The organism is Paenarthrobacter ilicis, from assembly GCF_016907545.1.
In the GTDB taxonomy this organism is placed as follows: Bacteria; Actinomycetota; Actinomycetes; order Actinomycetales; family Micrococcaceae; genus Arthrobacter; species Arthrobacter ilicis.
The window spans coordinates 584,540-610,840 of the sequence record NZ_JAFBCD010000001.1 but is presented as its reverse complement, the minus strand read 5'-3'; the positions used below and the strand labels follow the sequence as shown (position 1 = coordinate 610,840).

Sequence of the window (26,301 nt, the reverse complement as noted above, 5' to 3'; positions counted from 1 at the left end):
CCACACCATCAACCGCTGGGGGGTCCTGTGCGAGAACTTGTGTACTACGTCGCCGTGAGTCTGGATGGCTACATTGCCGGTCCGGACGGCCAATTCGATGCGTTTCCCGCAGAGGGGGACCATATGGTCGCGCAGGTGGAGCGTTTCCCGGACGCCCTTCCCACAGTGGCTGCAGAGGCCATGGGCCTTGATCAGACCCAGGGCATGTTCGATGCCGTTGTTATGGGATGGAACACGTACGCCGTAGGTCTCCCGGCAGGCATGACCAGCCCTTACCAGCACCTCCGCCAAGTAGTGTTCTCGCGGTCCCGCACCGAGGCGGACATCCCCGGCGAGCACCCGAATCTACAGGTCACCAATGAGGCGCCCGTGGACGTTGTGCGCCGGCTGAAGTCCCAGCAGGGGAAGTCCGTATGGCTCTGCGGAGGCGGGCAGTTGGCAACGCAGCTCGCCGGTGAGATTGACCGGCTGGTGCTCAAACGAAGTCCCCTGCTCTTTGGTGACGGCATCCCGCTCTTCGCCCCGGGCACCTACCGGCCCAGCGCCTTCGAAGAGATTTCGACGACGACGTTCGGCTCCGGCGTCGTTATCTCTGAGTACCTGCGGCGGGCGAGCCCGAGCCAGGGGTGACACGCCGCCTCCGCGCGTCCAACCGGCGTCCCGGAATGACAACCAGCGCGGCGGTGAGGGCCTGAAGCGCCAGGCCAGTGAGGGCAACGGGGATCGAGGGCGCACGGCCATCGCCCGGTACTCCGTCGAGGCACGGGACGTCGCGTGATGGGCCGTCCGCCGTCCGCTGCAGTCCAGCGAGCACCCAGCCCAGGTCACTGCCCGTCGGCACCATGTCCGCGCCGATGCTCCCCAGAATCAGGGCCGGGTTGGCCGCTGCAACCCACACCACGCGATCCGTGTGGGCAACCTCCACCGGACGGAGCTCCCCGACGCACTCGTAGGCCGTAACAGTGCCGGATTCGTCGCGTTGCACGTTGACCGGGACGGACGCTTGGCCCATTCCCACGGTTCCCGGCAGCAGCAGGACAGTGGCCAGGACGTTGCCTACGCAGAGGAAGGCCACCACCAGGGTGGCCAGGAACGCCCCGGGAGCCGCCGCGGCAAAACAGGTCCGGGCGCCCGCTCCGATCAGCCCGAACACGACGACTTCAAGGACAATCACGACGACGGCCGCACCGGTCAGTGCCGCGGGCCCGCCCACCGCGATCCCCACCACCAGCAGAACAGCACCAGCCACCGCAGCGATGGCCAGCCCTCGCCAGGCGCCGGAGAGCAGAACAACGGGTAGGCGCCCACGGGAATGGCGGAAGCCCCAGATCGCACCCAGCACGGCAGCTGGAAGCGCCATGAATACAGCCATGAGCAGATAGCGGGCGCTGGCCAGCGGAACACCGAACCACCCGTTGGCTTCCGCTGCCGCAACCGTGGCAGCAGCTGCGCCCCCAGCCGCGGCAATTCCCAAGGCGCAAGCCGCCCAAAACCGCCAGGAAGCAAATGATGTTGTGGCGTCCTGCCATGAAGCAGCCGCGGTTTGCGCCCTGTGCGCGTGCGGCGGAGTCTGCAAGGCGGGCTTGGCCAAGCCGGACGGTTGATCGTCGATCACGCCGCCGATCATTTCGTACTCAGGTTCGCGGGTTGGACCGCGGGGATCCTCAGGAACGCCTGCCATGGCCGCACCTCATGCATGGATGGTACGCCCGGCACCCCACCACCGATACGCCCCGCGATTCTGCGGGTTTTCCCAGCAGCGGGTGGCAGCATGTCTCCATGGTCCCTGTTCCCGGTTTTTCACGCGTCAAGCGCCCCCGCCCCATCAAACCCAGAGTTGGTCAGGAATCGGTCTGGGACTATCCACGCCCACCCCGGGTGGAGCCCCGGAACGAACGGGTGGTTGTGCGCCTGGGTGGCCGGACCATCGTGGACACTACGGACGCTGTCCGGGTGCTGGAGACAAGCCACCCGCCGGTGTACTACCTCCCCATTGAGGCGTTCCCGCACGGTGTGCTGGTCCCCGTGGACGGCACGACATTCTGCGAATTCAAGGGCCAGGCGGCGTACTTTGACATCGTTGTGGGTTAGGTGGTGATTCCCCGCGGCGCCTGGACGTACCCATCGCCCACCAAGGGTTTCGAGGCTTTGGGCACACGCGTGGCCCTTTACCCGGAGAACATGGACGCCTGTGAAGTGGACGGCCACCAAGTGGGGTTCCAGGAGGGCGGCTTTTACGGCGGTTGGATTACGCCGCAGATTGTGGGCCCCTTCAAGGGCGGTCCCGGCACAGCCGGGTGGTAGCCCATATGACCGCTGGCAGCCGCTATGTGGTCACAATTCCAAAGTGCGCTGCACCCGGCGATAAACTGGGGAAATAAGCTACGCAGGCGTGCTCCAATTCACCATTGGCATGCCGCGTTCGAACCCTAGTGATGCAGTGAGGGTGCGCGCATGACTATGCCCACTACCGAAGTGACGATCGACGAGCTCTCCCACGAGGCTGCCATGACCAAGCAGCTGATCGTGCAAAAGTTCGGCGGTTCCTCGGTTTCCGATGCCGACGGCATCAAACGGGTGGCCCAGCGCGTCGTGGATGCGCAGAAGGCCGGCAACGAGGTTGTGGTTGTTGTTTCCGCCATGGGAGACACCACCGACGAACTTCTGGACCTGGCAGCCCAGGTCACAGATTCCGCCCCAGCCCGCGAAATGGACATGTTGCTGTCCGCCGGCGAGCGGATTTCCATGGCGCTGCTGGCCATGGCGATCAACAAGTTCGGCGCCTCGGCCCAGTCCTTCACCGGTTCCCAGGCCGGCATGATTACGGACGGTATCCACGGCAAGGCCAGGATTATCGACGTCGACCCGCACCGGATCCGCACGGCCCTGGACAAGGGGCACATTGCGATTGTGGCGGGCTTCCAGGGCATGAGCCGCGTGACCAATGAGATCACCACGCTTGGCCGCGGTGGTTCCGACACCACCGCTGTTGCCCTTGCTGCTGCGCTGGAAGCCGACGTCTGCGAGATCTACACGGATGTTGACGGCATCTACACTGCTGATCCCCGCGTTGTGGCGTCCGCCCAGAAGATTGACCGCATTTCCAGCGAGGAAATGCTGGAGCTGGCCGCTTCCGGCGCCAAGATCCTGCACCTGCGCTGCGTGGAGTACGCGCGCCGCTTTGGTGTGCCCCTGCACGTCCGTTCGTCATTCAGCCAGAACGAGGGCACGTGGGTCATCCCGGGTGCCGAAGAAAAGTTCACGATTCAAGAGGGAGTTGCCTTGGAGCAGCCAATCATCTCCGGCGTTGCACACGACCGGTCCGAAGCCAAGGTCACGGTAGTGGGCGTTCCGGACATCCCCGGTAAGGCAGCGGCAATTTTCCAGGTGATCGCGGACGCACACTCCAACATCGACATGATCGTTCAGAACGTGTCCACCCACGGGACGGCCCGTACGGACATCTCCTTCACGCTCCCCATCGTTGAAGGCGCAGATGCCCTGGCGGCCCTTCGTGCTGCTGAGGGGCAGATTGGTTTCGAGAGCATCGAGTACAACGAGCACGTTGGCAAGCTGTCGCTCATCGGTGCCGGCATGCGATCCCACCCGGGCGTCTCAGCCACGTTCTTCAAGGCTCTTTCGGATGCCGGGATCAACATTGACATGATCTCCACCTCGGAAATCCGTATCTCCGTGGTCACCAGCGCGGATGCTTTGGATGACGCCGTCCGCGCCATCCACAATGCGTTCGATCTCGACGGCGATGCTGAAGCCACCGTCTACGGCGGCACTGGCCGCTAAAGAAGCACCCCGGGCGATCAGCCCATGCAAGTAAAGGTAAGGCCGTTCTAAGCACTCAGAACGGCCTTACCTTTAGTTGGTCGGGTCTTTACTTGGTCGGGTGGGTGGCACCAAAAGGACATCGATCAGCTGGCGCAGCCCTTCGGCCATGTCCACGGATTTGTCGTAAAGCCACTGCAGCTGGAGCCCGTCGAAGGCCGCCACGGTCAGCCGCGCAAGCATGGCGGCGTCGACGTCGGCACGAACCTCGCCAGCGCCCTGTCGCCGCTCAATATCAGCGGCGATGTCCCGCACCACGGTCTCGTAGCGCTGCTTGAAGTAGCTGTGGGAATCGTGCCCGGGATCGTTGGCCGTGGCTGACGCGACGGCGTAGAGCGTGGTCAGGCCCGGTTCGCGCTCGTTCCGTTCGGCGATGGGGGGCATGAGGCCCAACCCGACTTCCTGTTGGCCGCTGGCGGCTATGGATCGCAGGTCCCGTTCCGCGAGGACGGCCGTGAGGAGTTCCTGCTTCCCCTTGAAGTAGTGGAACAGGGTGGCTTCCTTCACCCCCACGAGCTCGGCCACACGCTTGAGCGCAGTCCCCTCGAATCCCTCCGTAGCGAAGACGTCAGTAGCGGTTTGGATGATCTGTTCGCGGCGTTCCGCTCCCTTGGCATACTGGCCCCGGGCCCTCGAAGTAGGCATTGGGTCAGTCTATTTCAGGCGTCCTTCACGTGAAAACCTAGTCACACTTGATTTTAGACGTTACAGTTCAAGGAGACCCAACGACGGGCACAGAAGGAGCAGCCACCCATGAATCCCACCCTCCCGGCCGCGGTAACGGCACCACTGGCCGGATCACCGGACGCAGAAGCACGGATCCGCGAGCTCGCCCTGAGCCTGACCTTGGAGCAGCAGGTCCAGCTGCTGACCGGCGCGGACGTCTGGTCAACGCACGCCATCCCTGGGATCGGCCTGTCCCGCGTGGTGATGTCCGACGGTCCGGCCGGCGTGCGCGGCGAAGACTTCGATGAGCGGCACGACTCCGTCTCCTTGCCGTCGTCGTCCGCCTTGTCCGCAACCTGGAGCGTCGAGACGGCCCGGCGCTACGGCCAGATCCTGGGGCAGGAGGCCCGCCGCAAAGGCGTCCATGCCGTCCTCGGCCCCACCATCAACCTGCACCGCTCCCCGCTGGGCGGTCGCCACTTCGAGTGCATGAGCGAGGACCCCCGGCTGACCGCAACCATGGCTGCCGGCTACGTTGCCGGCGTACAGTCCATGGGCGTGGGCTCCACCCCCAAGCACTACCTGGCCAACGAATCGGAAACGGACCGCTTCACAGTGAACTCGGTGGTGGATGAGCGTCCGCTCCGCGAGCTGTACCTGGCCGCCTTTGAGGACGCCATCACCGAGGCCCGCGCCTGGCTGGTGATGAGCTCCTACAACTCCATCAACGGCACCACCGCCAGCGAGAACAAGCTGCTGGAAACGCCACTGTCCACCGAGTGGGGCTTCGACGGCGTCGTGGTGTCCGACTGGACCGGCGTCCGCTCGATCGACGCCGCCAACGCCCATCAGGACCTGGAAATGCCGGGACCCGTAGGCCACTGGGGACCCAAGCTGCTGGCCGCCGTCAACGATGGCCGCGTCAGCCGTGAAGCCATCCTGGAGAAGGTCACCCGCATTCTCCGGCTGGCCGCCCGCGTGGGATCACTGGAAGGGTTCACGCCCGCGGTCACCGAGCTTCCTGCGGAACTGAACGGGGCCGCCGTCGCCCGCGAAGTCGCTGTCCGCGGCGCCGTGCTGGTCCGAAACAAGGGCCTCCTCCCGCTGGATGCCACGGCGCTCAGCAGCGTCGCAGTGATTGGCCACAATGCCGAGGAAGCGCGCACGCAAGGCGGCGGCAGCGCCACGGTGATGCCCAAGTACACCGTCTCGCCGTTGGAGGGGCTGTGGAAGGCACTTCCCGACGACGTCAAGGTCACCTACGCACGCGGCGCCAAAGTGGCCGAAGGCCTTCAGGCCTTCCCCCGCACGGCACTGCACATCCCGGCCTCCAATGTGCCCGGAATCCGGGTAACGTTCCTCGCGGCAGACGGCACGGAGATTTCCGGCGAAGACCGCCTGGCCTCGCACCTGATTTGGTTCGGCATCGGAATTCCCGACGGCGCGGCCTCCATCCGCATGGAGACGGACTGGACCGCCGAAACAGCAGGCATCCACCACGTGGGCGTCGGCACCGTGGGCCGGATCCGCTTCGCCCTGGATGGCACGGAGATCTTCGACAGCGAGCTTGAGGACGATACCAATGTCCTGGGCGCGGCGCTGTTCGATCCGCCCAAGACCGTCCACGCGATCGACACCACGGCGGGCCAGAGTGTTCGGATCGAAACCGAGTACCAGCTGCCCGCAGAACAGGTCATCCCCTTCACCGCAATCCTGCTGGGCGAGGAGACTGTGGTTGCCGATCCGCAGGCCGAGATTGACGCAGCGGTGGAGGCGGCCCGCACTGCCGATGTCGCCGTCGTGGTGGTGGGCACCAACGCTGCCATCGAATCCGAAGGCTTCGACCGCAAGGACCTGGATCTTCCGGGGTACCAGAACCAATTGGTCGACGCCGTTGCCGCAGTCAACCCTCGCACTGTTGTGGTGGTCAACTCGGGCTCCCCGGTGCTGATGCCGTGGCTGGGCCGGGTTGACGCCGTCCTGTTGGGCTGGTTTGGAGGGCAGGAATTCGGAACTGCGATCGCGGACATTTTGGTGGGCAATGAGGAGCCGGGCGGACGCCTGCCCACCACCTGGCCCGCAGCCCTGGAGGACGTTCCGGTCCTCAACACCACACCCACCGACGGCCGGCTGGTCTATGCCGAGGGCATCCACGTGGGCTACCGGGCCTGGTTGAAGCAGGAAGCGGCCGGCGGCGCCTCTCCGGCCCTCCCGTTCGGCTACGGACTCGGATACACCACCTTTGATCTTGGGACCGCCCACGCCCCGCAGGTGGTCACTGCGGGCAACGACGTGGTGGTCCACGTCCCGGTGAAGAACACCGGCACGCGCACCGGCCGCGAAGTGGTGCAGGTGTATGTGGACCGCGCCGATTCCTCCGTTGAACGCCCCGTGCGCTGGTTGGCAGGCTTTGCCGGTACACACCTTGCCCCGAACGGAACGGAGAGCGTGGAGGTCCGGGTCCCGTCCAGGGCATTTGCGCATTACGACGGCGGGTGGCAGTTTGAACCGGGAACGTTCCGTTTGCTGGTGGGCCGCCATGCGGCCGACGACTTCCAGGCGCTGGACATCGAATTGCGGTCATAAGCGGGAAAATTTCGCTGGGTGACGGTAATTTCAGGCCGTCACCCACGTGGTTTTCGCCACAAGATGTGGAACTGGGGTATGGTATGGAATTTTCGTGGCATGCTGTACGTTGCATACCCGGTAACCCCCTAACACGAAGAGGCATTAAAAAGTGGCAGCCGATTACGACGAACTCCGTACCGATGTAAAAGAGAACCAGGAGCAATCCCTCCAGGCTCTTCAATCCGCCAGCGCTCCCACGGCCAAAAGTGTGGTGCTGGAACTGGACGAAACCGATGGCCTTGACGCCAGCGGCCCCGGCGGCGAAATCGTCGCCGAGGAACTGGTCATCCAGGTCATTCCGCAGGCAAGCGATGAGTTCACCTGTAACTCTTGCTTCCTGGTACGCCACCGCTCGCAGATTGCCCGCGAAAAAGATGGCGTCGCCTACTGCACTGACTGCGAAGGCTAAGACGACCCACCACCCCGGCGGATTGAACGTCGTCAGGGGGTGCCGCCGTCGGGATTAAATTGCGGAAGGGCCGGAGCTGCATGCTCCGGCCCTTCCGCAATTAACCCTGGCTTGGACGTTACGGCCGCATCCCTGGCTTGCCGACACCCCGCTGCCTGCGACGGGTAGCTGCCCTGAGCTGCAGGATCCTGGCTCCTCCAGCCAACGCAACCAGGACACCTCCACCCACAGCGGCGATGAACAGCGTGGTGCCCAAGGCGAGTGTTCCCTCAAGCCCAAAGAACCGGACCGTGATCATGTCCTGGTTCTGAACGAAGAACGTTATCAACACCACCAGAACCACCAGGCCGATTGCGACTGCTACCCACAGGGCTGCAGTGCGTGTGGGCCTGGTGGAGCCGTGGGTTGAGGGTTCAGCGACGGGAGGAGTCACCGGCGCAGCCGCAGGCATGGGCGGAACCACCGCGCCCGCGTCGCGCTCCGGTGGTGCGGTGTTTGGCTGCACCCGCGCTGCATCGTCTTGAAAGCTCATTGATGGCCCCCTCATTCCACACCGCATCCGGCGCCTAATAAGCATGCTGACTATTTGCTCAACAGTGGCACGTGGGCGCGGGAGGGTCAAGGCGTGACGGACTCATACCGAATAGTCGGTACTGGTTGGCCCGGGATCATTGTTCCGGACAGCATAGTGATGCCCTTGCGAGTCAGTTTCAACATCAAAGTTCTTCAGATCCAACTCGGAAGCGGTCTCGAAATCGTCATGCTTGTGCATCACGGGGCTGTCCGTATAGCCGTGGGTTGCCGGCCCAAAAACGCTTTGCAGCCGCTCCGTGACGTGCTGGAAACCTTCCAATCTGCGTCCCATCATCTCCACCCCCTTTCGCCAGGAGAGAGACAAAAGCGGCAGGGCTTTTACGTGCCGTTCAGTATGTAAATCCTACGCCCGCGCAAGCAAAAAGGCTCCGTGTACAGGGTCAGCGCAGAGACTTGTCGTCGGGATTCCGGGGCACAACGTAGGTGCTGCCATCAGGGCGCTGCACTGTTTCCCATTGCTGCGCCTCGGCCTGCCGCTGGGCCAGGAGCTTCCGGTTGGATTCGGTCATCTCGTGATCCAGGGAACTGCTGTGGGCCGGCCCAAAAACAATCCGGAACTTGCCGGTGGCACGCATGAACTTCCGTGTCATGGATTCCTTGGCCACGCTGATCGACTCCTTTTTAGACGGTTCAACAAGTTCATAGTACGCTAACTGTTAGTACACTAACTAATCGAGGGAAGCCGGTCATGACCAACGCCAGCGGGACCACTGAAGCAACAGATGACCTCCTGCTGGAGCGCCAGCTCTGCTTTGCCCTGACCGTCGCATCGCGAAGCGTGGTGGGGATCTACAAGCCCGTCCTGGAAAAACTTGGGCTGACCCATCCCCAGTACCTGGTGATGCTGGCCTTGTGGGAGCGGAGCCCCCGGACGCTCAAGGACATCAGCGACAGCCTCCTCCACGAACCCGCCACCTTGTCTCCCCTGCTCAAGAGGCTTGAAGAGGCCAAGCTCATCACCCGCGAGCGCGTTCCCGGCAACGAACGGGCTTTGGCCATTGGCCTCACGGAAAAGGGAGCGGCACTGCGGGAGCAGGCCACGGCGGTTCCCGGACAGATCCGTGACCGTCTCCAGCTCAGCCGCGAAGAGGTTGCCGGGCTGCACCAGGCCATGACCGGACTCATCGCGGCAACCCAGCGGCCACTCCCCTAGCCAAGCCACAGACGCGGTGGTCTCCTTAAAGCGGAGGCCAACGTAAAATGGATGCAACCCAGGAGGACCCCATGCGCTTGCGATTTGCCCGCCCCCTCGTGGCAGTTTTGGCCATAGCCGGACTCGCCGCGTGCTCCGGCACCCCCTCCACCGGGTCAAGCACGTCTCCTTCAAGCTCCGGAACGCCAGGCAGCTCTGCTTCGAGCTCCTCCTCTCCCAGCAGTTCTTCAAGCTCCAGCAGCCAGGCAGCGGCCGGCCAGGGGGCAGCGGAACTTTCCATTACTGTCCTTGAAACCCCGGAAGCCGCCCCCAAGTCCTTTACCCTGGTGTGCGCTGACGGCGTACCGGCGGCAGAGAGCAACCACCCTTCCGCCGCCGCAGCCTGCACCACCATCAAGAGCAGCCCCACCATCCTGAGTCCCGCACCTCCCCGCACTGACCAGGCCTGCACTATGCAGTACGGTGGTCCGGCCACAGCCAAGGTCACTGGATCCGTGGATGGCAAGGAAGTGGTTGCGGCGTTCACAAGGACTGATGGCTGCCAGATCGCGGCGTGGGATGCAGCCAAGAGCATCCTCGGTTCCGATGGTGGTTTCTAGCCTGCGGCACCTCCCCCAAGAGCAATGGCTCGGGCTGGAGGCAGCCCATCACGCGCGCGTGGCGCGGTACGCGGACCCTTATCTTGCGCGGCGCTCGGCGGGTAAGAAGCATCCCGTGGAGGATTTCCTCTTCACCTATTACACCCAGAAGCCCGGCCAGCTGCTTCGGTGGCACCCCGGCCATTCCGTGGTGCTCAGCGGCGAGCGGGCCCTGGAGCGCACCGGGTGGAAGTTTTACCGCACGCTCGACGACGGCGAACTCGCCGAACTCGGGCTGCCTGCGGGCACACCGGCCGTCACTTTCGATCGGGCCGGCTTCCTTGCCGACCGCGCCGAAGCCGTCCGGTTTGCTGGGATCATTCTGGCGGGCACCGCGAAGCGCCCGGCGCAATTCGGTTGCTTCGGGCTTCACGAGTGGGCCATGGTGTACCGGCAGGAGAAGTTCGAGCTGCGGCACGAGTACCTGAAGCTCCGGCTCGGCGGCGAAGGCACGGACACCGTGGTGGAAGAAAACCGCATCCGCTGCTCCCACTTCGACGCCTTCCGCTTCTACACCCCGGACGCGGTGCCGCTGAATGAGCACACCCCCACCCGCGAGAACCAACGGACCATGGAGCAGCCCGGCTGCCTGCACGCCAACATGGACCTCTACAAGTGGGCCTACAAGCTGACGCCAGCGTTGCCCAGCGAGCTGGTGATGGACTGCTTCGAGTTGTCGTGGCGGATCCGGGCCATGGACATGCAGGCCTCCCCTTACGATCTTGAAGAATGGGGCTACCCACCCATCAGGATCGAGACATCGCAGGGCAAGGCCGAGTACGTTGAATACCAGCGGGCTTTCGCGGCCGAATCCCAGGAGCTGCGGACCCGTGTGCTCCAGGCCGTGGGGCCGCTCTTGGACCAGTTGAGCGGTGTGGCTGCCTGAGCACCCGCCGCCACCAGCGAAAGGTCACCATGGTTTCCGCAAACAATTTTGACGCAGTCAAGAGCGAGTACGACGTCGACCTGACAGTCACGCTGACAGAGGCACCTGGCGCTGACAGTCGGGAGTTCCACTTGCGTTCCGCCGCTGGCATCATGTCCCCGGACCCGGAAACGCTGGACTCGAATCTGCCGGACGCACCTGCGGCACTTGCCGCCGTCGAGCAGTTTGGCGAGGAAATCTTCTTTCCCGAGCCCCGACCGGACCGGATCTGCACGCAGCAGTATGGCGGCCCGCAAGTGGCAGTGGTCAAGGGGTGGTTTCGTGGACGCAAAGTACTCAGCCAGTTCAGCCGGACCGACGGATGCGAGATCGCGCGCTGGAAAACCTTGGCCGCACTGCTGGGGAACACCGGAGGCTCCACGGGCGCCGTTTAGGACCCCGAGGCGTCCTGCTCAGCTGGGCGTCCCGCTCAGCTGGACGGCCTGCTCAGCTGTGGGATGACATGCCGTAGACCGCCCCAGAAATAAGAACCACTGCCCAGAAAACGATGTAGATGCAGGACAGCACGGTGACGATCCAGCCGGCCACCTTCCCAAATGTAGCCGGAACTCCATTGGCTTCCGCCCGTCCCGCGTTGCGGATGGCGAGCGGACCAAAAACGAAGCCGAAGACAAAGATCCCGATGATCGCGTACGTGGTGGCTTTCGACTTGAAGTTGGCTCCTTCAAGGTCCGGAAAATAGAACGGCGGACCATCCTGCTCCGCGTAGGGCGACTGGGGATAGGTGGCCTGGGCATACGGTTGCTGGGCATACGGTTGCTGGGGGTATGGCTGGCAGGCGAAGGCATGCTGCCCGTTCAACGGCTGGTCGGGCTGCTGTTCGGATCCTGGCTGCGACATGCCGGCCTCTCGTTGCGAATCATGGGTGGGGAACTGCAACGAACCTATCACCGGGGCCAGCTGGACCTCGCCTGGCCGGCGCCCTATGGGGATAACTCCATCAGGGCGCCGGCCACTGTGTGGGCTTTCTTGAACCCACGCGTGAGGTGACTTAGCTGATGGCCGGTGCGGGCTTGCGGAGGAACAGTCCCACCGCCAGTGCTGTGAGCAGGCACAGGCCCGCATTCACCCAGATGGCTGTGGTGACACCGCTGAGCACGGCCGGGGCATCGTTGTTCCCGATGGCGAGAATCTGTGCGGTGAAGATGGCGCTCATGATCGGGATACCCATGGTGATGCCGACCTGCTGGCTCATGGTTGCCAACCCGGTAGCAAGGCCTTGCTCGTCATCAGGCAGGCCGGAGGTTGCGGTGACCATGAAGCCGACGATGACCACGAGGTTGGCCACGCCCCCTACGAACGTGGCGACCAGCAGCAGGGCGATGGAGGCTGGGTCGGCACTGAGCAACACCAGGGCACCCGTGGCGATTGCCTGGACGATGAATCCGTAGACAATCGCCTTCTTGTTGCCGATCTTTCCGATGACCTTGGGGCCCAGAACGCCGCCCAGCACAGTTCCGAGACCCAGGACCGCGAAGGCCAGGCCGGCACCGAGCGGGGTGTAGCCGAGGACCTGCTGCAGGTACAGGGTCAACAGGAACACCAAGGACGTTTCGGTGACGAAGGCAAGGATGCCCGCTATGTTTCCCCATGCCACCGTGGAGCGCTTCAGGATCTCCAGCGGCACCAGAGGTGACGCGGCTTTGCGTTCGACCGCCACGAAAGCAACGAACAACACCACAGCTGCTGCGAGGGAGCCCAACGTCAGCGGGTCGGCCCAGGAGTGCTCAGCGGCGTTCGTCAAACCAAATACCAGGGCCAGAAGGCCGAGGGTCACCGTGATGGCACCCGGAACATCCAGCCTCAACTTGGTGGCCGGCTTGCTCTCGGCCAGGACAATCGGAGCAATGATCAGCACAGCGATGGCCACGGGAACGTTGATGAAGAAGGCCCAGCGCCAGCTCAGCAGGTCCGTCAGCAGTCCGCCGAGGATTGCCCCTGTGGTGAACCCGGCAGCCATCAGGGATCCATTGAGGCCCAATGCTTTATCGCGCAGCGGACCTTCCGGGAACGAGGCCAGCAGCAGGGACAAGGCAGCCGGAACGACTATCGCCGTCGCAACGCCTTGGCCGACGCGGGCGATGAGCAACAAAGCGGGGTCGGTAGCCAAGCCACCGGCGAGCGATGCTGCCCCCAGCAAGGCCATACCGATGATGAACATCCTGCGGCGGCCCGCGATGTCCGCAACACGCCCGAACAACAACGTCAGCCCGGCGGCGCAGAGCGCGAACGCCGTCGCGATCCATTGGAGGTTCTCGAGGCTGAATCCGACGTCGGCGCCAATCGCCGGGAGTGCGACGTTGAGGATCGAGAAGTCAACGGCGAGGGTAAAGCTCGCCGCGAGCAGGACAATGAGTGCCAGCCGTTGGCGGCCAGTCATCCGTCCCGAAGGTTCGTCCCGTTGTGAAAATTCAGTGGGCCGCCCGGCTTCGGTCAAGGGTGGAACGCCGGGTCCTGTGGTGACATCCGGTTGCGTGGTCATGGGAGTGTTCCTTCTCTGGAGGGGTTGCCGCCCGCGGACGGCATCTTCACAACTCCACACTCACGGAACGCAGGGGGATCAACCACACCCCCTTCTGCCTACCCCTGGCAGTGACAGGCGGGACAGCGCCATACCCGGATTCGGCGCCTTTGTCTTGTCACAAGAACTTGTGCGACGTCGCATCAGGGTGTCACTGGCAGGGACAGGACAGGGCCGCGCAAGAGCGGCAGAATGGGCCCATGAGTAATCTAAGTGAACTTGGGGAGTTCCTTCGCGTCCGAAGAGCTGCCTTACAGCCAGAGGACGTTGGCCTTCTGAATTACGGCATCCGCCGCGTACCCGGCCTCCGCAGGGAAGAACTGGCCATGTTGGCCGGCGTCAGCAATACGTACTACACCCGTTTGGAGCAGGGCCTCAGTAACAACGCCTCCGAAGCGGTCATCGATGCAATCGCCCGGGCACTGAACCTGAACACCGACGAGCGTGCGCATCTTTTCAATCTTGCCCGCCCAGGAACCACCAAAAGGCGAACATTGACCAAGCCGGACAAGGTAAGGCCCGGCACATTGCGCCTTATCCAGTCGATGTCCAACACACCCGCCGTTGTCCTGGGACGCCGCAGCGAAGTGCTCGCGTGGAACCGGATTGGTCATAGGCTTGTGGCTGGTCACCTGGATTTCGCTGCGCCCGAGACGCCTTCAACAAGGCCCAACATGACGCGGCTCTTGTTCCTGGACCGCCACACCCGTGAGCTGTACACACGATGGCTCGAAGAAGCCACCCGTGCCGTGTCATCGCTGCGACTGGTCGCGGGCCGCGCCACCGATGACCCGGAACTCGCGTCCTTGGTTGGCGAGTTAACCATGAACAGTGAAGAGTTCGCCAGTTTGTGGGCACGGCACCCTGTAGAGAACTGCATGTCCGGGCTGAAGTACATGCATCACCCCGAGGTAGGCGATATTGAGCTCAACTTCGAGGTCCTGACACCGCCCGACGAATCGGGACACCGGATCCTGATGTACACCGCTGATCCCGGCACGCCCGCGGCCGAGGCCCTGCAATTGTTGACTTCCAGCGATGCCAGCGTGGTGGAGGAAGCCCAACGCATCTCAGCCAGGTAGTGCTTACAGCACGGACCAGTAAGCCAGAAGGCCCGATCCACCAGGATCGGGCCTTCTTGTTCGTCCGGGTCTACACCACGCTCGCAGTGGCCCGAGCGGGCTCAGGCTGGACCTGCTTGGGTCGCGGACGTGCCCAACGGTCCATCACGGGCTTCTCCACGAGCGCGTAAAGTGCCCATCCGCCCAACAGCGTAGCCACGAAGAATCCGGCCACCACCAGCAATGCGACAGGCGTTGGGTACACCTGGTTGCCCAGGAGGATGCGGCCGTAGAAGATCACCACTCCCTGGCAGAGGTAGAAGCCAAAGGAGATGTTCCCCAGCCAAACCATGGGTTTGGAGCCGAGGAAGCCGGTATGGCCCGCGATGTCCCGGGTTGCGACAGTGCAGATGATCGCTGCGACCGGGACGATGGTGGCCACGTTGAAGGAGTATACGAACGGGACCATCATCGCGGCGACGTAGCCGGCGACGCAAAGAACCAGGGTGTGCCACATCTTCAAGGGAACCCAGCGCCCTGACAGGACGATCCTGGCCAGGATGGAGCCGAGAATGAACTCGAACAGCCGTGCGGGCGGGAAAATGTACCCGAACCAGAACTGGGCTTCAGAGATGGGAGTCAGGGCAGACACCGGCGTGGCGGGAATCAGGTACGTGGTGACCAGCTGTACCGCGATCATCGCGCCGACAGTGGCCCACGCCCACACCCACAAACGGTTGCCGGGAATCTTCCGGATGGGGATCATCAGCAAAGGGAACAGCAGGTAGAAAAGCAGTTCGCTGTTCAGCGTCCATGACGGCGGGTTAACCGCCACGTAGACGGAGGCATCCGGAATGAAGGAGTTCACCAGGAAAAGGTTGCTGATCCATCCCAGTGGAGGGTTGATGGCGGCCGCGAACAGGATCATCGACAGCACCCACATCACCAAGTGGTTGGGGAAGATCTTCAACAATCTGCGCCGCCAGAATTGCCGCTTTGGCTCCCCCGGTTTCGATGCCCACGCCAGCAGGAAGCCACTCAGGACGAAGAAGAAGGAGACCCCAACGTACCCTGCTTTGCTGACCAGCCATTCAAGGGTTGATCCGAGCTCGGCGTCGGCGAACGGGTTGATGGGATCGTTGGGCGGAATGGGTGAGTTGGACAGGGTGATGTGGAAGAAGAACACCAACAGCGCGGCGAAGAATCGCAATCCGGTCAGGGACGGCAATTTACTGAGCCGGGGACGGGCGGTGGTCGCCTCGGGGACAGGGGCGGTCATGATGCACGTCCTGCCGGGAGTTCGATGCCGAGGCTGTGGGTGAAGTAGTCGGTCGGGTCCCAACTGGCCTTGGCACGCTGGAGCCGGGGGTAGTTGCCCTTGAAGTACAGGGTCTGCCAGCCAACACCGGAGCTGTTGTGATCCGTGGTGGCAACATCGACGTCCGGATAGTTGATGTAGCAGCCGTCGAGCTGGTCACCAGGGACGGGAACCCCGCCCGTGGTTTTGAACATGCCTTCGTAGGTTTCCCGTTCCCAGCCCAGGTAGAAGTCGTCATCTGCCGAATCCGACCAAAAGGTTTGGAGGCAGAACTTGAACGCGGATTGGCGCTGGGCGTTTGCTGTGGCGTCAGGGGCTACGGCGTTGACCTGCCCGCCGAAGGAGAAGAGAACCAGCATCGTGTTGGGATTGGTGAAGTCCGGCCGGCTCATCTGCCCGTAGAGCACCGCGATCTGGTCATCGGTGAACTTCCGGTTCAGATAGGCCGATTTGTGGGCGCCGCGACTGGTGGGGTTGGTGATGACGGGATTATCGGTCCCCACCAAGCGGGTTGCTTGCAACCACGGGATTTCCCGGGTCTTGAAAAACTCCGGCATAGCCGGGATTTCCCCGTTGGGCTTCTCCACGGGTTCGGCGGTGATGGCAACCCCGTCGAGGATTGCCGCCACATAGCGTTCCATCACGCCCTTGGCGTCCGGGGCTGCCGCGTCGATCTGGGTGAACATCCCCAGGCTTCCGTGGGCCTTGGAGCTGACGTTGAAGAGGCTGCTCAGATGCGATTCCGGGGTGCCCGGTTGGCGGTATTTCTCGTGCCATGTTCCGAAGTTGGTGATGAGGCGCCGGAATTTGGTTTCATCCAGCTGGTCCCATGGAAGGGAGATGGCACTGACCAAAACGGTGGAGGGTGCCTTGACCAGCTGGTCTGAGGGTTTCTTGCCCTGTGTTCCCGGTGACCGGAACCAGTACTTGGTGACGACGCCCCAGTTGCCGCCGCCCCCGCCGGTGTGCGCCCACCACAGGTCACCGAGCTCACCTTTGTCGTCGCGGGTGGCGGTCACGGTGCGGACTCTACGACGAGCGTCCACCGTCACCACTTCAACGGCGTAGAGATGGTCCACCACCAAGCCGTGCGAGCGTGAGAGCAGACCGTAGCCGCCACCCGCAATGTGCCCTCCCGCACCCACGCTGTAGCAGATGCCTCCGGGAACGGTGACGCCCCAGTTCTTGTACAGCGTTTCGTAGACGTTCATGAGGCGGGCGCCGGGTTCCACCGCAAAGGCGCCCATCTTCTTGTCGTAGTACACCGCGTTCATCGGGGACACATCGAGGATGACCTGGACGGCGGGGTTGCAGACAAAGTCGGCGAAGCAGTGGCCGCCGCTTCGGACCGAGACCTTCTTCCCGGTGCGGACTGCTTCGCGGACGGCATCCTCTGCGTCCTTGGTGCTGGTGATGAGCCGGACGTAGTCGGGATGGGAGACGAAGCGCTGGTTGTTGCCTGTCATGAGGTCCGCATAGCGGGAGTCCCCGGAGGTGATCACCGAGCCGTCAGGCACCGTTGCGGAGCCCGCAGCGGCCTGGGCTTTCGGGGCATTGGCGGTTCCGAGTGCGGCCAAGGAGGCTGCCGCGATGGTGCCGGCGGAACCGGCCATGAAGAAGCGTCTTCCAACACCGGTCTTTTCTGTGGTTGTCATCAGTTGGATCCTCCGCGCTGGACGGTGTTGTTCGGGTGCAGGGTGATTTCGGCTTTGGGGGCAACGAAGTAGTGCTGGACCGAGTAGGAGATGGTGGCAAAATCTTCCGCGCCGTCGCCGTTGAAGTCACCGGCAACGATCCGGGCGATGGATTCCCCGGAGACCTTCCACTTCAGAAACAGTCCCTTGGCCAGATCTACCGCTTTGTAGTAGTACGCGCCTTGCCACGGCTCGGGACCACGCAGGCCGATCAGGAATTCGTCGTCTCCGTCCCCATCGAAATCGCGGCACATGACAGTGTGGCCGGGGCCTTCACCGTTCTCGTTCGGGTCCCCGTAAATGTCCAGCAGGTGCCGGGTCCAGCCCGCAGCCTCAGCGTCTCCCCCACTGCGCACGTACACGGCAACGGTGTTGCCGTGGAAAGGTTCGATGGCTGCGACGTAGGCAAGGGGGTCATCCCCGATGCGTCCGCCGTCGACGTCACCGCTGCCTTTGAAGGTGGTCTTCTCGAATTGGCTTTCTTCACCGTCTCCGATGTGCTGCCACGCCCACGTGCGGTTGTCCTGGTCGTAGTAGAGCCAGGTGACGCCTTCATCGGAGGCCATGAGGATTGAGTCCAGTGGTGAGCCGGGAATCAGCCCGCCCTTCTTGGCGACGCCGTGGATCATTCGGAAGTCAGAGTCGCTGATGATTTCCTTGTCCCATTCGGCGCGAGGGTCATCCGTGGGGGTGAAAAGCACCACGGGAAGGACTGCGTGGACGTCTTCGACGGCAACGATCGGGAACCCGATGATCTGGATTTTGTCAGTGCGCGTGAAGTGACCCACGCGCAGGCGGTGCATGCCGATGGCGCGCCCAACGTAGTGCCGTTTCCAGTTTTCGGTAGCTTCTGACGGGTTGCCGGGGTTTTCCAGCCAGTCGATCTTGCCGCCTTCGGGGTCGGCGTGGTGGATCGTTCCGCCAGGACCGTAAAGCTGGTAGCAAACCACCAGGTCCGTGGTGCCGTCACCGGTGATGTCACCGAAGTCCATGCCGACGGGTTCCTTGATCTTGTCGAGCACCAGCTTCTTTTCCCAGGTGGGGTTCTTGTACCAGTAGATTTCACCGACTTTCAGGCCGTAGCCGACGAGGTCGGGCCTGCCGTCGCCGTCGATGTCTGCCGCTTCCAGCCAATAGCCATCGCGCAGGAAGTCCGTGACTGTCTGGGTTCCGAACTCCGGTTCGGTGACGTCCAAGGTGGGTGTGGTCTTGGGGAGCGCCGTTGAGGTCATGAGAGTACCTTTCGTGTGAGTGCGGGTGATGGTGCTGTTTCCGGCGTGCCGGCGGGTGGGGTCTTCGTTCGTTGCAGCGCCAGCGACGCTGACGCAATGAGAGCTACGGCGATGATGGCCAGGCCTGCGCCTACCCAGATGGGCGAGGCCAGGCCAAACCCAGCCGCGATGGTTGTCCCGCCGAGGTGGGCGCCGATCGCATTGCCGAGGTTGAATGCGGAGATATTGACACCGGAGGCCAGTGTTGGCGCCCGGTGGGCGAAGGACAGGACACGGGTCTGCATGCCGGGCACTGCCGCGAATCCGACGGCGCCGAGGAGGAACAACGTCACCGCTGCACCCCACGGGTTGTGGACGGTCACGGTGAACACCAGCAGGACAAAGGTCAGTGCCGACAGGAGGATCAGCAGGGATTTGTCCAGGTTTCCGTCTGCGGCTTTGCCGCCGAGGATGTTCCCGGTGAACAGCCCGGCACCGAAGATGACCAGCATCCACGGCACGGCCGAGGCCGGCATCCCGGCCAGTGAGGTGAGCATCGGCGCAATGTAGGTGAAGGCACCGAACATGGCCCCGAACCCAAAGACGGTGACCAGAATGGACAGCCATACCTGGCCGGACGCGAAGGCCCCGAGCTCACGACGCAGCTGTCCAGGTCCGCGTTCTACCGCGTCCTGCGCAGGGATGTAGGCGATCAGCCCGGTCAGGGCGATGACCCCCACGATGGTGATTGCCCAGAAGGTGGACCGCCAGCCGAACTGTTGGCCCAGGAACGTGCCCAGCGGAACGCCGATGACGTTCGCGATGGTCAGCCCGGCGAACATGATGGAGATGGCCCTGGCTTTGCGATCGGGCGTGACCAGGTTCGAAGCCAACACGGCACCAATCCCAAAGAACGCCCCGTGGCACAGTGCGGCCACAATTCGGCCGGCAAACATCGTGGCGTAGTCCCCTGCCACTGCCGACAGGAGGTTTCCCAGAATGAAGAGCACCATCAAGGCGCAGAGGACCGTCTTGGGGCGAAGGGCCGCCGTCGCTGCAGTCACCACCACCCCTCCAACGGCCACGCTGAGTGCGTAGCCGGAAACCAGGTGCCCTGCGACCGGGATGCTGACGGAGAAATCCGCGGCCACCTCCGGCAACAGGCCCAGGATGACGAACTCGGTGAGGCCGATGCCGAAGCCTCCCACCGCGAGGGCCAGCAGGCCCAACGGCAGCCTCGTCATGCTGCGGTTCGCGTCTGTGCCGGCACGAAATCTGCACCGGGCACGAACGGCATGGCGGCCGGGCCCAACTTGAAGTAGTGGGCCACCGCAGCAATGGTTCGTTCGGTGGCTTTGCCATCACCGTAGGGGTTAATCGCTGTGGCCATCTCCATGTAGGCGTTCGCATCATCGAGCAGGCGTTCCACCTCGTGAACGATCTGGCCACGGTTTCGGCTGACCAGGCGCGAACTTCCCGTCAGGATCGATTCGCTGCGTTCGGTGATTTCGCGCAACACCAGCGTCGGCTTACCCAGCGCAGGGCCTTCTTCTTCGGCCCCCGAGCTGTCCGAGAGGATCAGATCGCTGCGCTGCAAGAGCCTGCAGAAGCTCAGGTAGGGAAGCGGGTCCACCATGTCCACGTTGGGGATACCGCTCAGGACCGGAACCATGACTTCGCGTACCTTGGGGTTGAGGTGAAGTGGCACAACGATGCGGACGTCTTCCCGTCGCCGGGCGATGTCAGCCAGTGCCGCGGCAATCTCCCGCATCGGACGGCCATGGCTTTCGCGCCTGTGGGTGGTGGACAGGATCACCTTGCGGGGATCATTGTCGAGATCCGCCAACGCCGGTTCCCCGTAGCCGCGAAGGTTGTTCATGCCCCACTGCAGGGCATCAACTATGGTGTTCCCGGTGATCACGATGGAGTGTTCCCGGACGCCTTCACGGATCAGGTTGGCGCTGTTTCCCGGAGTGGGGGCCAGATGCAGTGCGGCGATCTGCGCCACCAGCTTCCGGTTCACTTCCTCCGGGAACGGCGAGTAATTGTTCCCGCTTCGCAGGCCGGCCTCGACGTGGATGATGGGCACGGAGCGGTGCAGTGCGGCCAGGGCGCCGGCAAGGGTGGTGGCGGTGTCCCCGTGGACCATGACGGCGTCGAGGCCTTCCATATGGTCTCCGGAGCAGAGTCCTTCCAGTATCCGGTGGGTCACCTGCGAGAGGGTCTGCTGTTCTTTCATGATGCGCAGTTCAACATCAGGGGTGATGCCGAATTCCTCCAAAGTGCTGTCCAGCATTTCACGGTGCTGGCCCGTGGAAATCAGCACCGGGCGGAAACGCGGATCCTGGATCAGGGCGTGGATGATGGGGGCGAATTTCACAGCTTCGGGTCGTGTACCGAAGACAATTCCAATGTTTTTCATTGCTGCTCTCCTGAAAATGGGCGTGAAGGACCTGCCGGTGGTCGCCGGCGGATATGAGACGGAGTGATTAGCTGAGGTGGTATTCCAGCGCGAGCCAGATACAGTCTGTGTCGGCCCGGTACTGGTGCCACGGGTAGGTGAAGGTACCCTCCCGTTCCAGACAGAACGGCACAGGGTTGGTATTGCCAGGGCTCAACAGCTGGTCCTCATAAAGGGACCCGTGTTCCTGCGAGGTGAACTTCTGCATGCGTCCAAGCCCGGAAATCTGGGTGTGGACCTCGATGAAATCATGCCGGTTGTGTATTCCGCAGTCGGTTCCTGCGGGGCTGAACCACAGATTGGCCTTCACAGTGAAGGCCTTCTCTCCCGGCGTCAGCCCGGGCTGTCGCAGAACCAGGGCGGGGTCCAGCAGGACCGTCCCCAGCGTGTCCTGCGTGGAGCGCAGCAGGACCGGCTGTCCAGCCTCGGCACCATAGAAGTCGGCCCATCCGAGATCCCTTGCGCGCTGTTCCCCGTTCTGGACCGTCTCCACGGACAGCACCGCGAGCAGGGCCCCTGTGATGGAACCACCGTGGAGAATCGTGGAGCTAAAGGCCGGCAATGCCGCCGACTGTCCGTGACCGACGAACGCGTCGCTACCAGCCAGATTCACCACGACGACGGGTCCTGTCACCTCGTACTGCTGGACATCCCGCAGCACGACGGCATGAGTCAACTCGCTGCTGAAGGACAGTTCTTCCAATAGGACAGTTCCCACAATTACCCCCAAGGTCATCATTCAATCTCTGCGCACCTACGGATCGGCACAAAGAAGTGGAACGGTGCGAAACCTTCGCCAGGCCACAACACTGTCCCACTGGAGCAAGTATTGGCAGTGCCAGGCAAAGTTATCCACCCCCTGTCAGTGATAGGCAGAGCAGGGACAGGCGCGGATCCTCCATGGCGTGAAGGATGAAAGCATGACTTCAGATACTTCTGCGCTGCCCGGGGCCCCGCGTCTCCGCGAAAAACGGCCCCCTGCGCCGCGGCCGGACAGCAATGCGCCGCGGCCGGACATCACTGTGCCGTGGTCGGACCTCTTTGTGCCGTGGTCGGACCTCTTTGTGCAGGGGGCGGACGGTGCGGATATCCGGTTGCGCATATATGAAGCCGCAGCCCGCCCGTCCGTAACACTGGTGTGGGCCCATGGCGGCAGCTGGACCCGTGGATCGATTGAGGGCTGGCATGAAGCGTGCGCCGCTCTGGCTTCTCTGGGCACTGCAAGGATCATCAGCGTGGGCTACCGGCTTGCTCCCCGGTGGCTCCACCCCACCGCCGTGATGGACATCGCCGCAGCCACTCTCTGGGCACAGCAAACGTACAACCACCCGGTCCTGGTGGGCGGTGACAGCGCAGGTGGCACCCTGGCTGCGGGAGTCGCACTCTGGTTCCGGGACAATGGACTGCCGCTTCACGGACAAGTCCTGGCCTATCCCCCGTTGGATCCCGAGTGCAGCGCAGCTTCCTACCGGCACAGCAGGTCCTTCCCGCCCCGATCAATGCTGCTGGATGCGTGGGGTGAGTACGCCGGCTCCGAAACTGACCTCCGGGAAAGGCTGTACCTTTCGCCGCTGCACGCCACCAAACTCACTGGGCTCTGTCCTGTCTCACTTATCGTCGGCGCGGCCGACCCGGTGCGTGACGACGTCGAGCAGTTCGCCCAGCGGTTGGCAGCATCATCGGTCCCTGTGGATCTGGAAGTAAGCCCGGCCGTCGCCCACGGACACTTCCTGGACAGCTCGCCGGCGAACCCGGTCCATCGGTGGATCCAAACCCGCCTGAGCCTCAAAGACAACCAACCAGCTACAACTGAAGGAGCATGAGATGAGCACCACCACCAGCCCGGAGGCGGCCTACACCAAAGCCCTGCTGCGGCACTTCGCTGACCTCCGCGATGGAACCCACGGAGAGGCCGTCAGCCGGCAGGACAAGGAAGCGCTCTTCCGATCCGCCGTTGATCTGCTGGAACCCTACGCACGCCAGGCTCTTGATGAAGTCAACAATGCCCTCATGCTGGGGCAGGGCACCGTGGAATCCTCCGGCGTTGGCCGGTCACCGGACACCGGACTGATCTGCTCCTGGACGCTCGGATGGGCAGAACAACGCGCTGCGGGGATCCCCCCGATCACCATTCACGCCTACTACGGACGGGGCTTCCATCATCCCCACCTGCGGGGCGGGACGGTCAAGGAATGGCCGCTGAACGTGTTTACCCCCGAACAGGCCGCGCAGGAACTTCCGATCCTGCGCGCCATCGCCTCGGCCGAGATTCACAACCTCGTCTTCCTGGCCGACTACACGATCGTTCCCTCTTCCAAGCCCGGCACCACCACCTCGACCCGATGAAGCTCTCAGTCCTGGATCAGTCCCCCGTCGCCGCCGGCCACAGCAAGGCCGGTGCCCTGGGTGAAACCATTGCGTTGGCCCGCGCTGCCGAGGAAGCCGGCTACCACCGCTTCTGGCTCGCCGAACACCACGACTCCCCGGGCTTCGCCGGCACCACGCCCTCCCTGATGGCCATGGCCGTCCTGGATGCCACCACGCGGATCACCGTCGGTTCCGGCGGGGTCCTGTTGGGCCTGCACGAGCCGTGGCAGGTCGCTGAGTCCTTCGACATCCTTGCCGCCCTCCATCCGGGCCGCGTGAACCTCGGCGTCGGCCGGGCCGGCAGCGGCGGTACGGGTTCCTTCAACGAGAAGATCATCGAACTGCACGCACGGCTTGGCCTGATGCCCGGAACGGAGGGGCGGGATGACCTGGATATCTGGCTGCTGGGTGCCGGCACCGGCTCGGCGCCCCTGGCCGCAGCCACCGGAGCAGGCTACGCCCACGCCCACTTCCTCAACACCGGAAGCAGCAGAGCAGCGCTCGCGCACTACCGGGAGAACTTTCATCGCGGTAGTGCGCGGAAGGAACCGGAGGCACTGCTTGCGGTACGGGCCATCGCAGCCGACACCGACGCCAAGGCTCAGGAAATCGCCAACCCGGTGCGGCTCTGGAGGGCACGAAAAGACCTCGGCCTGGACGAACCCTTCCCCCTCAACGCCCATCCTTCAGGCTGGTCCGCAGAGGAGCTTCGCCGGACTGAAAACAACGAAAGCCGGCTGATCGTTGGCGCCGCGGAAGACGTCGCCCAGCAGCTCGCCACCCTGGCGGAAGAACTGGGCGTCGATGAACTGATGATCAGCAGTCCTGTTCCTCGGTTGGCGGACCGCATCAACTCCAACTCACTCATCGCCCGCGCCTTTGCCCGCCTGTCCCCCGGAGACAAGCTGTCCTCCCCAGACAACGGCGCCCAGGAAGGGGCAAGGAGTGCATCCCCTCGTTTCAGCCATTCATGACACTGCCAGGCACCACCCCGGCAAGGTGGCGCTTCGGTGGAATTGCCATGACTTCCCGTACGCTGCCGTGCACCGACAGATCACCACCCGTGCACTGGCCATGCAGCTCAAAGGCGTGCGGGCAGGCGAGCTGGTGGCTTTTGGCGCAGTCCCGGGCCCGGAAACCATTGTGGAATCCGCGGCGCTCTGGGCACTCGGGGCTGCAGGATTTCCGCTCCCGTCAAGCGCCGAAGGACCGCTGCATGCTCACGCGGTCCTTGAGCAGGCCACCGGCTTCATGCACCCTGACGGGGACTACCTCAAAGCCGCCGCCGTATCCGGGCCACCATCATCCTTTTCATCCGCCGTATGGCTTCAGGAGGGGTCAGGCGCCGGGACAACCGCGGTGGATCTCCAGCAGTTCGTCGATGTTCTCCAAGGCGCTGAAAAAAGGTTCAGCCTCTCGACGCGCACAGTACTCGGACTCACCAGCATGGTGCACCCAGGGTCCATGATCGATGTGTGGGCGGTTCTGGCCGCCGGTGGAACAGTCGATCTGATCAACCACCACGAATCACTGACCGGAGACTGCTTGAGGCAGCACCTCCGCGAGACCGAAGCGGATCTGCTGGTGGTGCCTTCGGCGCTTCCCCAGCGGCTCAACGACTTCCCGGGGGCCGTGTTCGCCCAGTTCCGGGACGTCATCACCCTCGAACCCTTCGACAGCAATTCCCGCACCACTCTGGCGGATGCATTCCCGTGCGCCATTTTCCACTACTGGGACCCCGCAACAGCTGTTGAGGAGATGTCCGACTACTGCCCGGCAGACTTCGTCGCCGGTAACAACCACAAACCAAAGGATTCCCATGCGTAAAGCAGTCATTCCCGCGGCGGGGCTCGGAACAAGGTTCCTGCCGGCTACCAAAGCGACGCCGAAAGAAATGCTCCCCGTCGTCGACAAGCCCGCCATCCAGTACGTCGTGGAAGAAGCCGTCCGGGCAGGTATTACCGATGTCGTCATGATCACGGGGCGGAACAAGCGGGCTTTGGAAGATCACTTCGACCGCGAGCCCTTCCTCGAGCAAACCCTCATAGCCAAGGGAGATCACGCAAAGCTGGCAGCCGTCCAGGAGTCCTCGTCGTTGGCGGATCTGCACTACCTGCGCCAGGGCGACCCGAAAGGGCTGGGCCATGCCGTCCTTCGGGCGCGGGCACACGTCGGCAATGAACCATTCGCGGTGTTGCTCGGTGATGACCTGATCGACGAACAGGACAGCATTCTGGACGACATGGCCCAGGTCCAGGAACGCACTGGGGGCTCAGTCGTGGCTTTGATGGAGGTGGACCCCGAACAGATCAGTTCCTACGGTTGTGCCGACGTTGCCTCCGGCGAAGTGAACGGGGCCTTCAGGATCCGCGGCCTCGTCGAAAAACCTGAACCTGACCACGCGCCGTCGAACCTTGCCGTCATCGGCCGCTATGTCCTGCACCCGCGGGTTTTTGAGGTCCTTGAGCAGACGGCTCCAGGCCGCGGAGGGGAAATTCAGCTGACGGATGCCCTGCAAACCCTGGCGGTTTCCGACGGCCCGGGTTCCGGCGTGTACGGCGTGGTCTTCCGCGGCCGGCGCTTCGACACAGGCGACAAACTGAGCTATCTCAAGGCCGTGATGACTGTCGCTTTGGAACGCGGGGACACAGGTCCCGGGATGCGCGCATGGCTCCGGGAGAATGTTTGCCTCAGCGCCACAGACCAGCCGGAAAATCTCCTCGCCGGAGAGCTGCCCTTCATACGCGAGCCAGCAGGTGCTTGAGGATTAAGCACAGTGGCCGGTGGGAAACCC

At 63.4% G+C, this 26,301-nt stretch carries 27 protein-coding genes and 1 pseudogene; 15 read left to right on the top strand and 13 right to left on the bottom strand.

Annotated features, from left to right (window positions below):
• Positions 1-27: 27 nt before the first annotated feature.
• Complete coding sequence (locus JOE60_RS02905; protein ID WP_167265132.1) at positions 28-630, top strand: dihydrofolate reductase family protein; 603 nt, start codon at positions 28-30, stop codon at positions 628-630.
• Here JOE60_RS02905 and JOE60_RS02900 read toward each other — a convergent pair.
• Positions 587-1,681: a hypothetical protein gene (locus JOE60_RS02900; RefSeq protein ID WP_167265133.1), complete on the bottom strand. Its 1,095-nt coding sequence runs from the start codon at positions 1,679-1,681 to the stop codon at positions 587-589. The two genes, JOE60_RS02905 and JOE60_RS02900, sit on opposite strands and share 44 nt — an antisense overlap.
• A 98-nt stretch (positions 1,682-1,779) precedes the next feature.
• On the opposite strand from JOE60_RS02900, the pseudogene JOE60_RS02895 reads away from it, so the two are divergent.
• Together JOE60_RS02895 and JOE60_RS02890 are read left to right on the top strand one after the other, a co-directional pair.
• Positions 1,780-2,304: pseudogene (locus JOE60_RS02895) on the top strand (DUF427 domain-containing protein).
• Between the two features lie 150 nt (positions 2,305-2,454).
• Positions 2,455-3,801: an aspartate kinase gene (locus tag JOE60_RS02890; RefSeq protein WP_167265134.1), complete on the top strand. Its 1,347-nt coding sequence runs from the start codon at positions 2,455-2,457 to the stop codon at positions 3,799-3,801.
• Positions 3,802-3,873: 72 nt separating this feature from the next.
• Here JOE60_RS02890 and JOE60_RS02885 read toward each other — a convergent pair whose 3' ends face one another.
• On the bottom strand, positions 3,874-4,485 hold the full coding sequence (locus JOE60_RS02885) for a TetR/AcrR family transcriptional regulator (protein ID WP_167265135.1): 612 nt from the start codon (positions 4,483-4,485) through the stop codon (positions 3,874-3,876).
• A gap of 108 nt (positions 4,486-4,593) precedes the next feature.
• Between JOE60_RS02885 and JOE60_RS02880 the strand changes: the two genes are divergently transcribed.
• Entirely contained in the window at positions 4,594-7,092 is a 2,499-nt protein-coding gene (locus JOE60_RS02880) for a beta-glucosidase family protein (protein WP_167265136.1), read from the top strand.
• A 151-nt stretch (positions 7,093-7,243) separates the two neighbouring features.
• The gene (locus JOE60_RS02875; protein WP_167265137.1) at positions 7,244-7,543 is read left to right on the top strand and encodes a DUF4193 domain-containing protein; all 300 of its coding nucleotides are present in this window, start codon (positions 7,244-7,246) and stop codon (positions 7,541-7,543) included.
• Between the two features lie 118 nt (positions 7,544-7,661).
• Here JOE60_RS02875 and JOE60_RS02870 read toward each other — a convergent pair whose 3' ends face one another.
• The 3 genes from JOE60_RS02870 to JOE60_RS02860 all read right to left on the bottom strand — a co-directional run bounded on the left by JOE60_RS02870 (position 7,662) and on the right by JOE60_RS02860 (position 8,742).
• Complete coding sequence (locus JOE60_RS02870; protein ID WP_167265138.1) at positions 7,662-8,075, bottom strand: LapA family protein; 414 nt, start codon at positions 8,073-8,075, stop codon at positions 7,662-7,664.
• Positions 8,076-8,177: 102 nt separating this feature from the next.
• Positions 8,178-8,408 (bottom strand): hypothetical protein, encoded by a 231-nt coding sequence (locus JOE60_RS02865; RefSeq protein WP_167265708.1) that lies wholly within the window; start codon positions 8,406-8,408, stop codon positions 8,178-8,180.
• 109 nt (positions 8,409-8,517) lie between these two features.
• A complete protein-coding gene (locus JOE60_RS02860; protein WP_167265139.1) occupies positions 8,518-8,742 on the bottom strand; it encodes a hypothetical protein in 225 nt (74 codons plus the stop codon).
• An 83-nt stretch (positions 8,743-8,825) separates the two neighbouring features.
• Between JOE60_RS02860 and JOE60_RS02855 the strand changes: the two genes are divergently transcribed.
• From JOE60_RS02855 to JOE60_RS02840, 4 genes are all read left to right on the top strand, one after another.
• On the top strand, positions 8,826-9,290 hold the full coding sequence (locus JOE60_RS02855; protein WP_167265140.1) for a MarR family winged helix-turn-helix transcriptional regulator: 465 nt from the start codon (positions 8,826-8,828) through the stop codon (positions 9,288-9,290).
• Between the two features lie 71 nt (positions 9,291-9,361).
• The gene (locus JOE60_RS02850) at positions 9,362-9,889 is read left to right on the top strand and encodes an SSI family serine proteinase inhibitor (RefSeq protein ID WP_167265141.1); all 528 of its coding nucleotides are present in this window, start codon (positions 9,362-9,364) and stop codon (positions 9,887-9,889) included.
• Entirely contained in the window at positions 9,876-10,814 is a 939-nt protein-coding gene (locus JOE60_RS02845; protein ID WP_204814820.1) for a 3-methyladenine DNA glycosylase, read from the top strand. The genes JOE60_RS02850 and JOE60_RS02845 overlap by 14 nt, the downstream gene beginning before the upstream one ends.
• Positions 10,815-10,843: 29 nt before the next feature.
• A complete protein-coding gene (locus JOE60_RS02840; protein ID WP_167265143.1) occupies positions 10,844-11,248 on the top strand; it encodes a serine protease inhibitor in 405 nt (134 codons plus the stop codon).
• A gap of 52 nt (positions 11,249-11,300) precedes the next feature.
• Here JOE60_RS02840 and JOE60_RS02835 read toward each other — a convergent pair whose 3' ends face one another.
• Both JOE60_RS02835 and JOE60_RS02830 read right to left on the bottom strand, forming a co-directional pair.
• Positions 11,301-11,714, bottom strand: coding sequence for a hypothetical protein (locus JOE60_RS02835; protein ID WP_167265144.1), 414 nt, complete (start codon positions 11,712-11,714; stop codon positions 11,301-11,303).
• Positions 11,715-11,865: 151 nt separating this feature from the next.
• Positions 11,866-13,254 carry an MFS transporter gene (locus tag JOE60_RS02830; RefSeq protein ID WP_167265710.1) on the bottom strand — a complete coding sequence of 463 codons (1,389 nt, stop codon included), beginning with the start codon at positions 13,252-13,254 and terminating at the stop codon, positions 11,866-11,868.
• Between the two features lie 341 nt (positions 13,255-13,595).
• Here JOE60_RS02830 and JOE60_RS02825 point away from each other — a divergent pair, with 341 nt between their 5' ends.
• Positions 13,596-14,477: a helix-turn-helix transcriptional regulator gene (locus JOE60_RS02825; RefSeq protein WP_167265145.1), complete on the top strand. Its 882-nt coding sequence runs from the start codon at positions 13,596-13,598 to the stop codon at positions 14,475-14,477.
• A 70-nt stretch (positions 14,478-14,547) separates the two neighbouring features.
• Here JOE60_RS02825 and JOE60_RS02820 read toward each other — a convergent pair whose 3' ends face one another.
• The 6 genes from JOE60_RS02820 to JOE60_RS02795 all read right to left on the bottom strand — a co-directional run bounded on the left by JOE60_RS02820 (position 14,548) and on the right by JOE60_RS02795 (position 21,858).
• Positions 14,548-15,735 carry an acyltransferase family protein gene (locus JOE60_RS02820; RefSeq protein WP_167265146.1) on the bottom strand — a complete coding sequence of 396 codons (1,188 nt, stop codon included), beginning with the start codon at positions 15,733-15,735 and terminating at the stop codon, positions 14,548-14,550.
• The gene (locus tag JOE60_RS02815) at positions 15,732-17,429 is read right to left on the bottom strand and encodes an FAD-binding oxidoreductase (RefSeq protein ID WP_204814819.1); all 1,698 of its coding nucleotides are present in this window, start codon (positions 17,427-17,429) and stop codon (positions 15,732-15,734) included. The genes JOE60_RS02820 and JOE60_RS02815 overlap by 4 nt, the downstream gene beginning before the upstream one ends.
• Entirely contained in the window at positions 17,429-18,700 is a 1,272-nt protein-coding gene (locus JOE60_RS02810) for an FG-GAP repeat domain-containing protein (protein ID WP_167265147.1), read from the bottom strand. Before JOE60_RS02810 ends, JOE60_RS02815 begins: the two co-directional genes overlap by 1 nt.
• A complete protein-coding gene (locus tag JOE60_RS02805; RefSeq protein ID WP_167265714.1) occupies positions 18,697-19,914 on the bottom strand; it encodes an MFS transporter in 1,218 nt (405 codons plus the stop codon). Before JOE60_RS02805 ends, JOE60_RS02810 begins: the two co-directional genes overlap by 4 nt.
• Before the next feature lie 5 nt (positions 19,915-19,919).
• Entirely contained in the window at positions 19,920-21,101 is a 1,182-nt protein-coding gene (gene wecB / locus JOE60_RS02800; RefSeq protein WP_167265148.1) for a non-hydrolyzing UDP-N-acetylglucosamine 2-epimerase, read from the bottom strand.
• A 67-nt stretch (positions 21,102-21,168) separates the two neighbouring features.
• Positions 21,169-21,858, bottom strand: a complete 690-nt coding sequence (locus tag JOE60_RS02795; protein WP_167265149.1) for a hypothetical protein — start codon at positions 21,856-21,858, stop codon at positions 21,169-21,171.
• A gap of 202 nt (positions 21,859-22,060) precedes the next feature.
• Between JOE60_RS02795 and JOE60_RS02790 the strand changes: the two genes are divergently transcribed.
• Genes JOE60_RS02790 through galU form a run of 5 tightly spaced genes read left to right on the top strand, consistent with a single transcriptional unit; the run spans position 22,061 to position 26,271 of the window.
• The gene (locus JOE60_RS02790) at positions 22,061-22,963 is read left to right on the top strand and encodes an alpha/beta hydrolase (RefSeq protein ID WP_167265150.1); all 903 of its coding nucleotides are present in this window, start codon (positions 22,061-22,063) and stop codon (positions 22,961-22,963) included.
• 1 nt (position 22,964) lies between these two features.
• Positions 22,965-23,486: a hypothetical protein gene (locus JOE60_RS02785; RefSeq protein WP_167265151.1), complete on the top strand. Its 522-nt coding sequence runs from the start codon at positions 22,965-22,967 to the stop codon at positions 23,484-23,486.
• On the top strand, positions 23,483-24,481 hold the full coding sequence (locus JOE60_RS02780; protein ID WP_167265152.1) for an MsnO8 family LLM class oxidoreductase: 999 nt from the start codon (positions 23,483-23,485) through the stop codon (positions 24,479-24,481). The genes JOE60_RS02785 and JOE60_RS02780 overlap by 4 nt, the downstream gene beginning before the upstream one ends.
• Positions 24,453-25,334: a hypothetical protein gene (locus JOE60_RS02775; RefSeq protein ID WP_167265153.1), complete on the top strand. Its 882-nt coding sequence runs from the start codon at positions 24,453-24,455 to the stop codon at positions 25,332-25,334. The genes JOE60_RS02780 and JOE60_RS02775 overlap by 29 nt, the downstream gene beginning before the upstream one ends.
• Complete coding sequence (gene galU / locus JOE60_RS02770) at positions 25,327-26,271, top strand: UTP--glucose-1-phosphate uridylyltransferase GalU (protein WP_167265154.1); 945 nt, start codon at positions 25,327-25,329, stop codon at positions 26,269-26,271. The genes JOE60_RS02775 and galU overlap by 8 nt, the downstream gene beginning before the upstream one ends.
• Positions 26,272-26,301 lie beyond the last annotated feature (30 nt).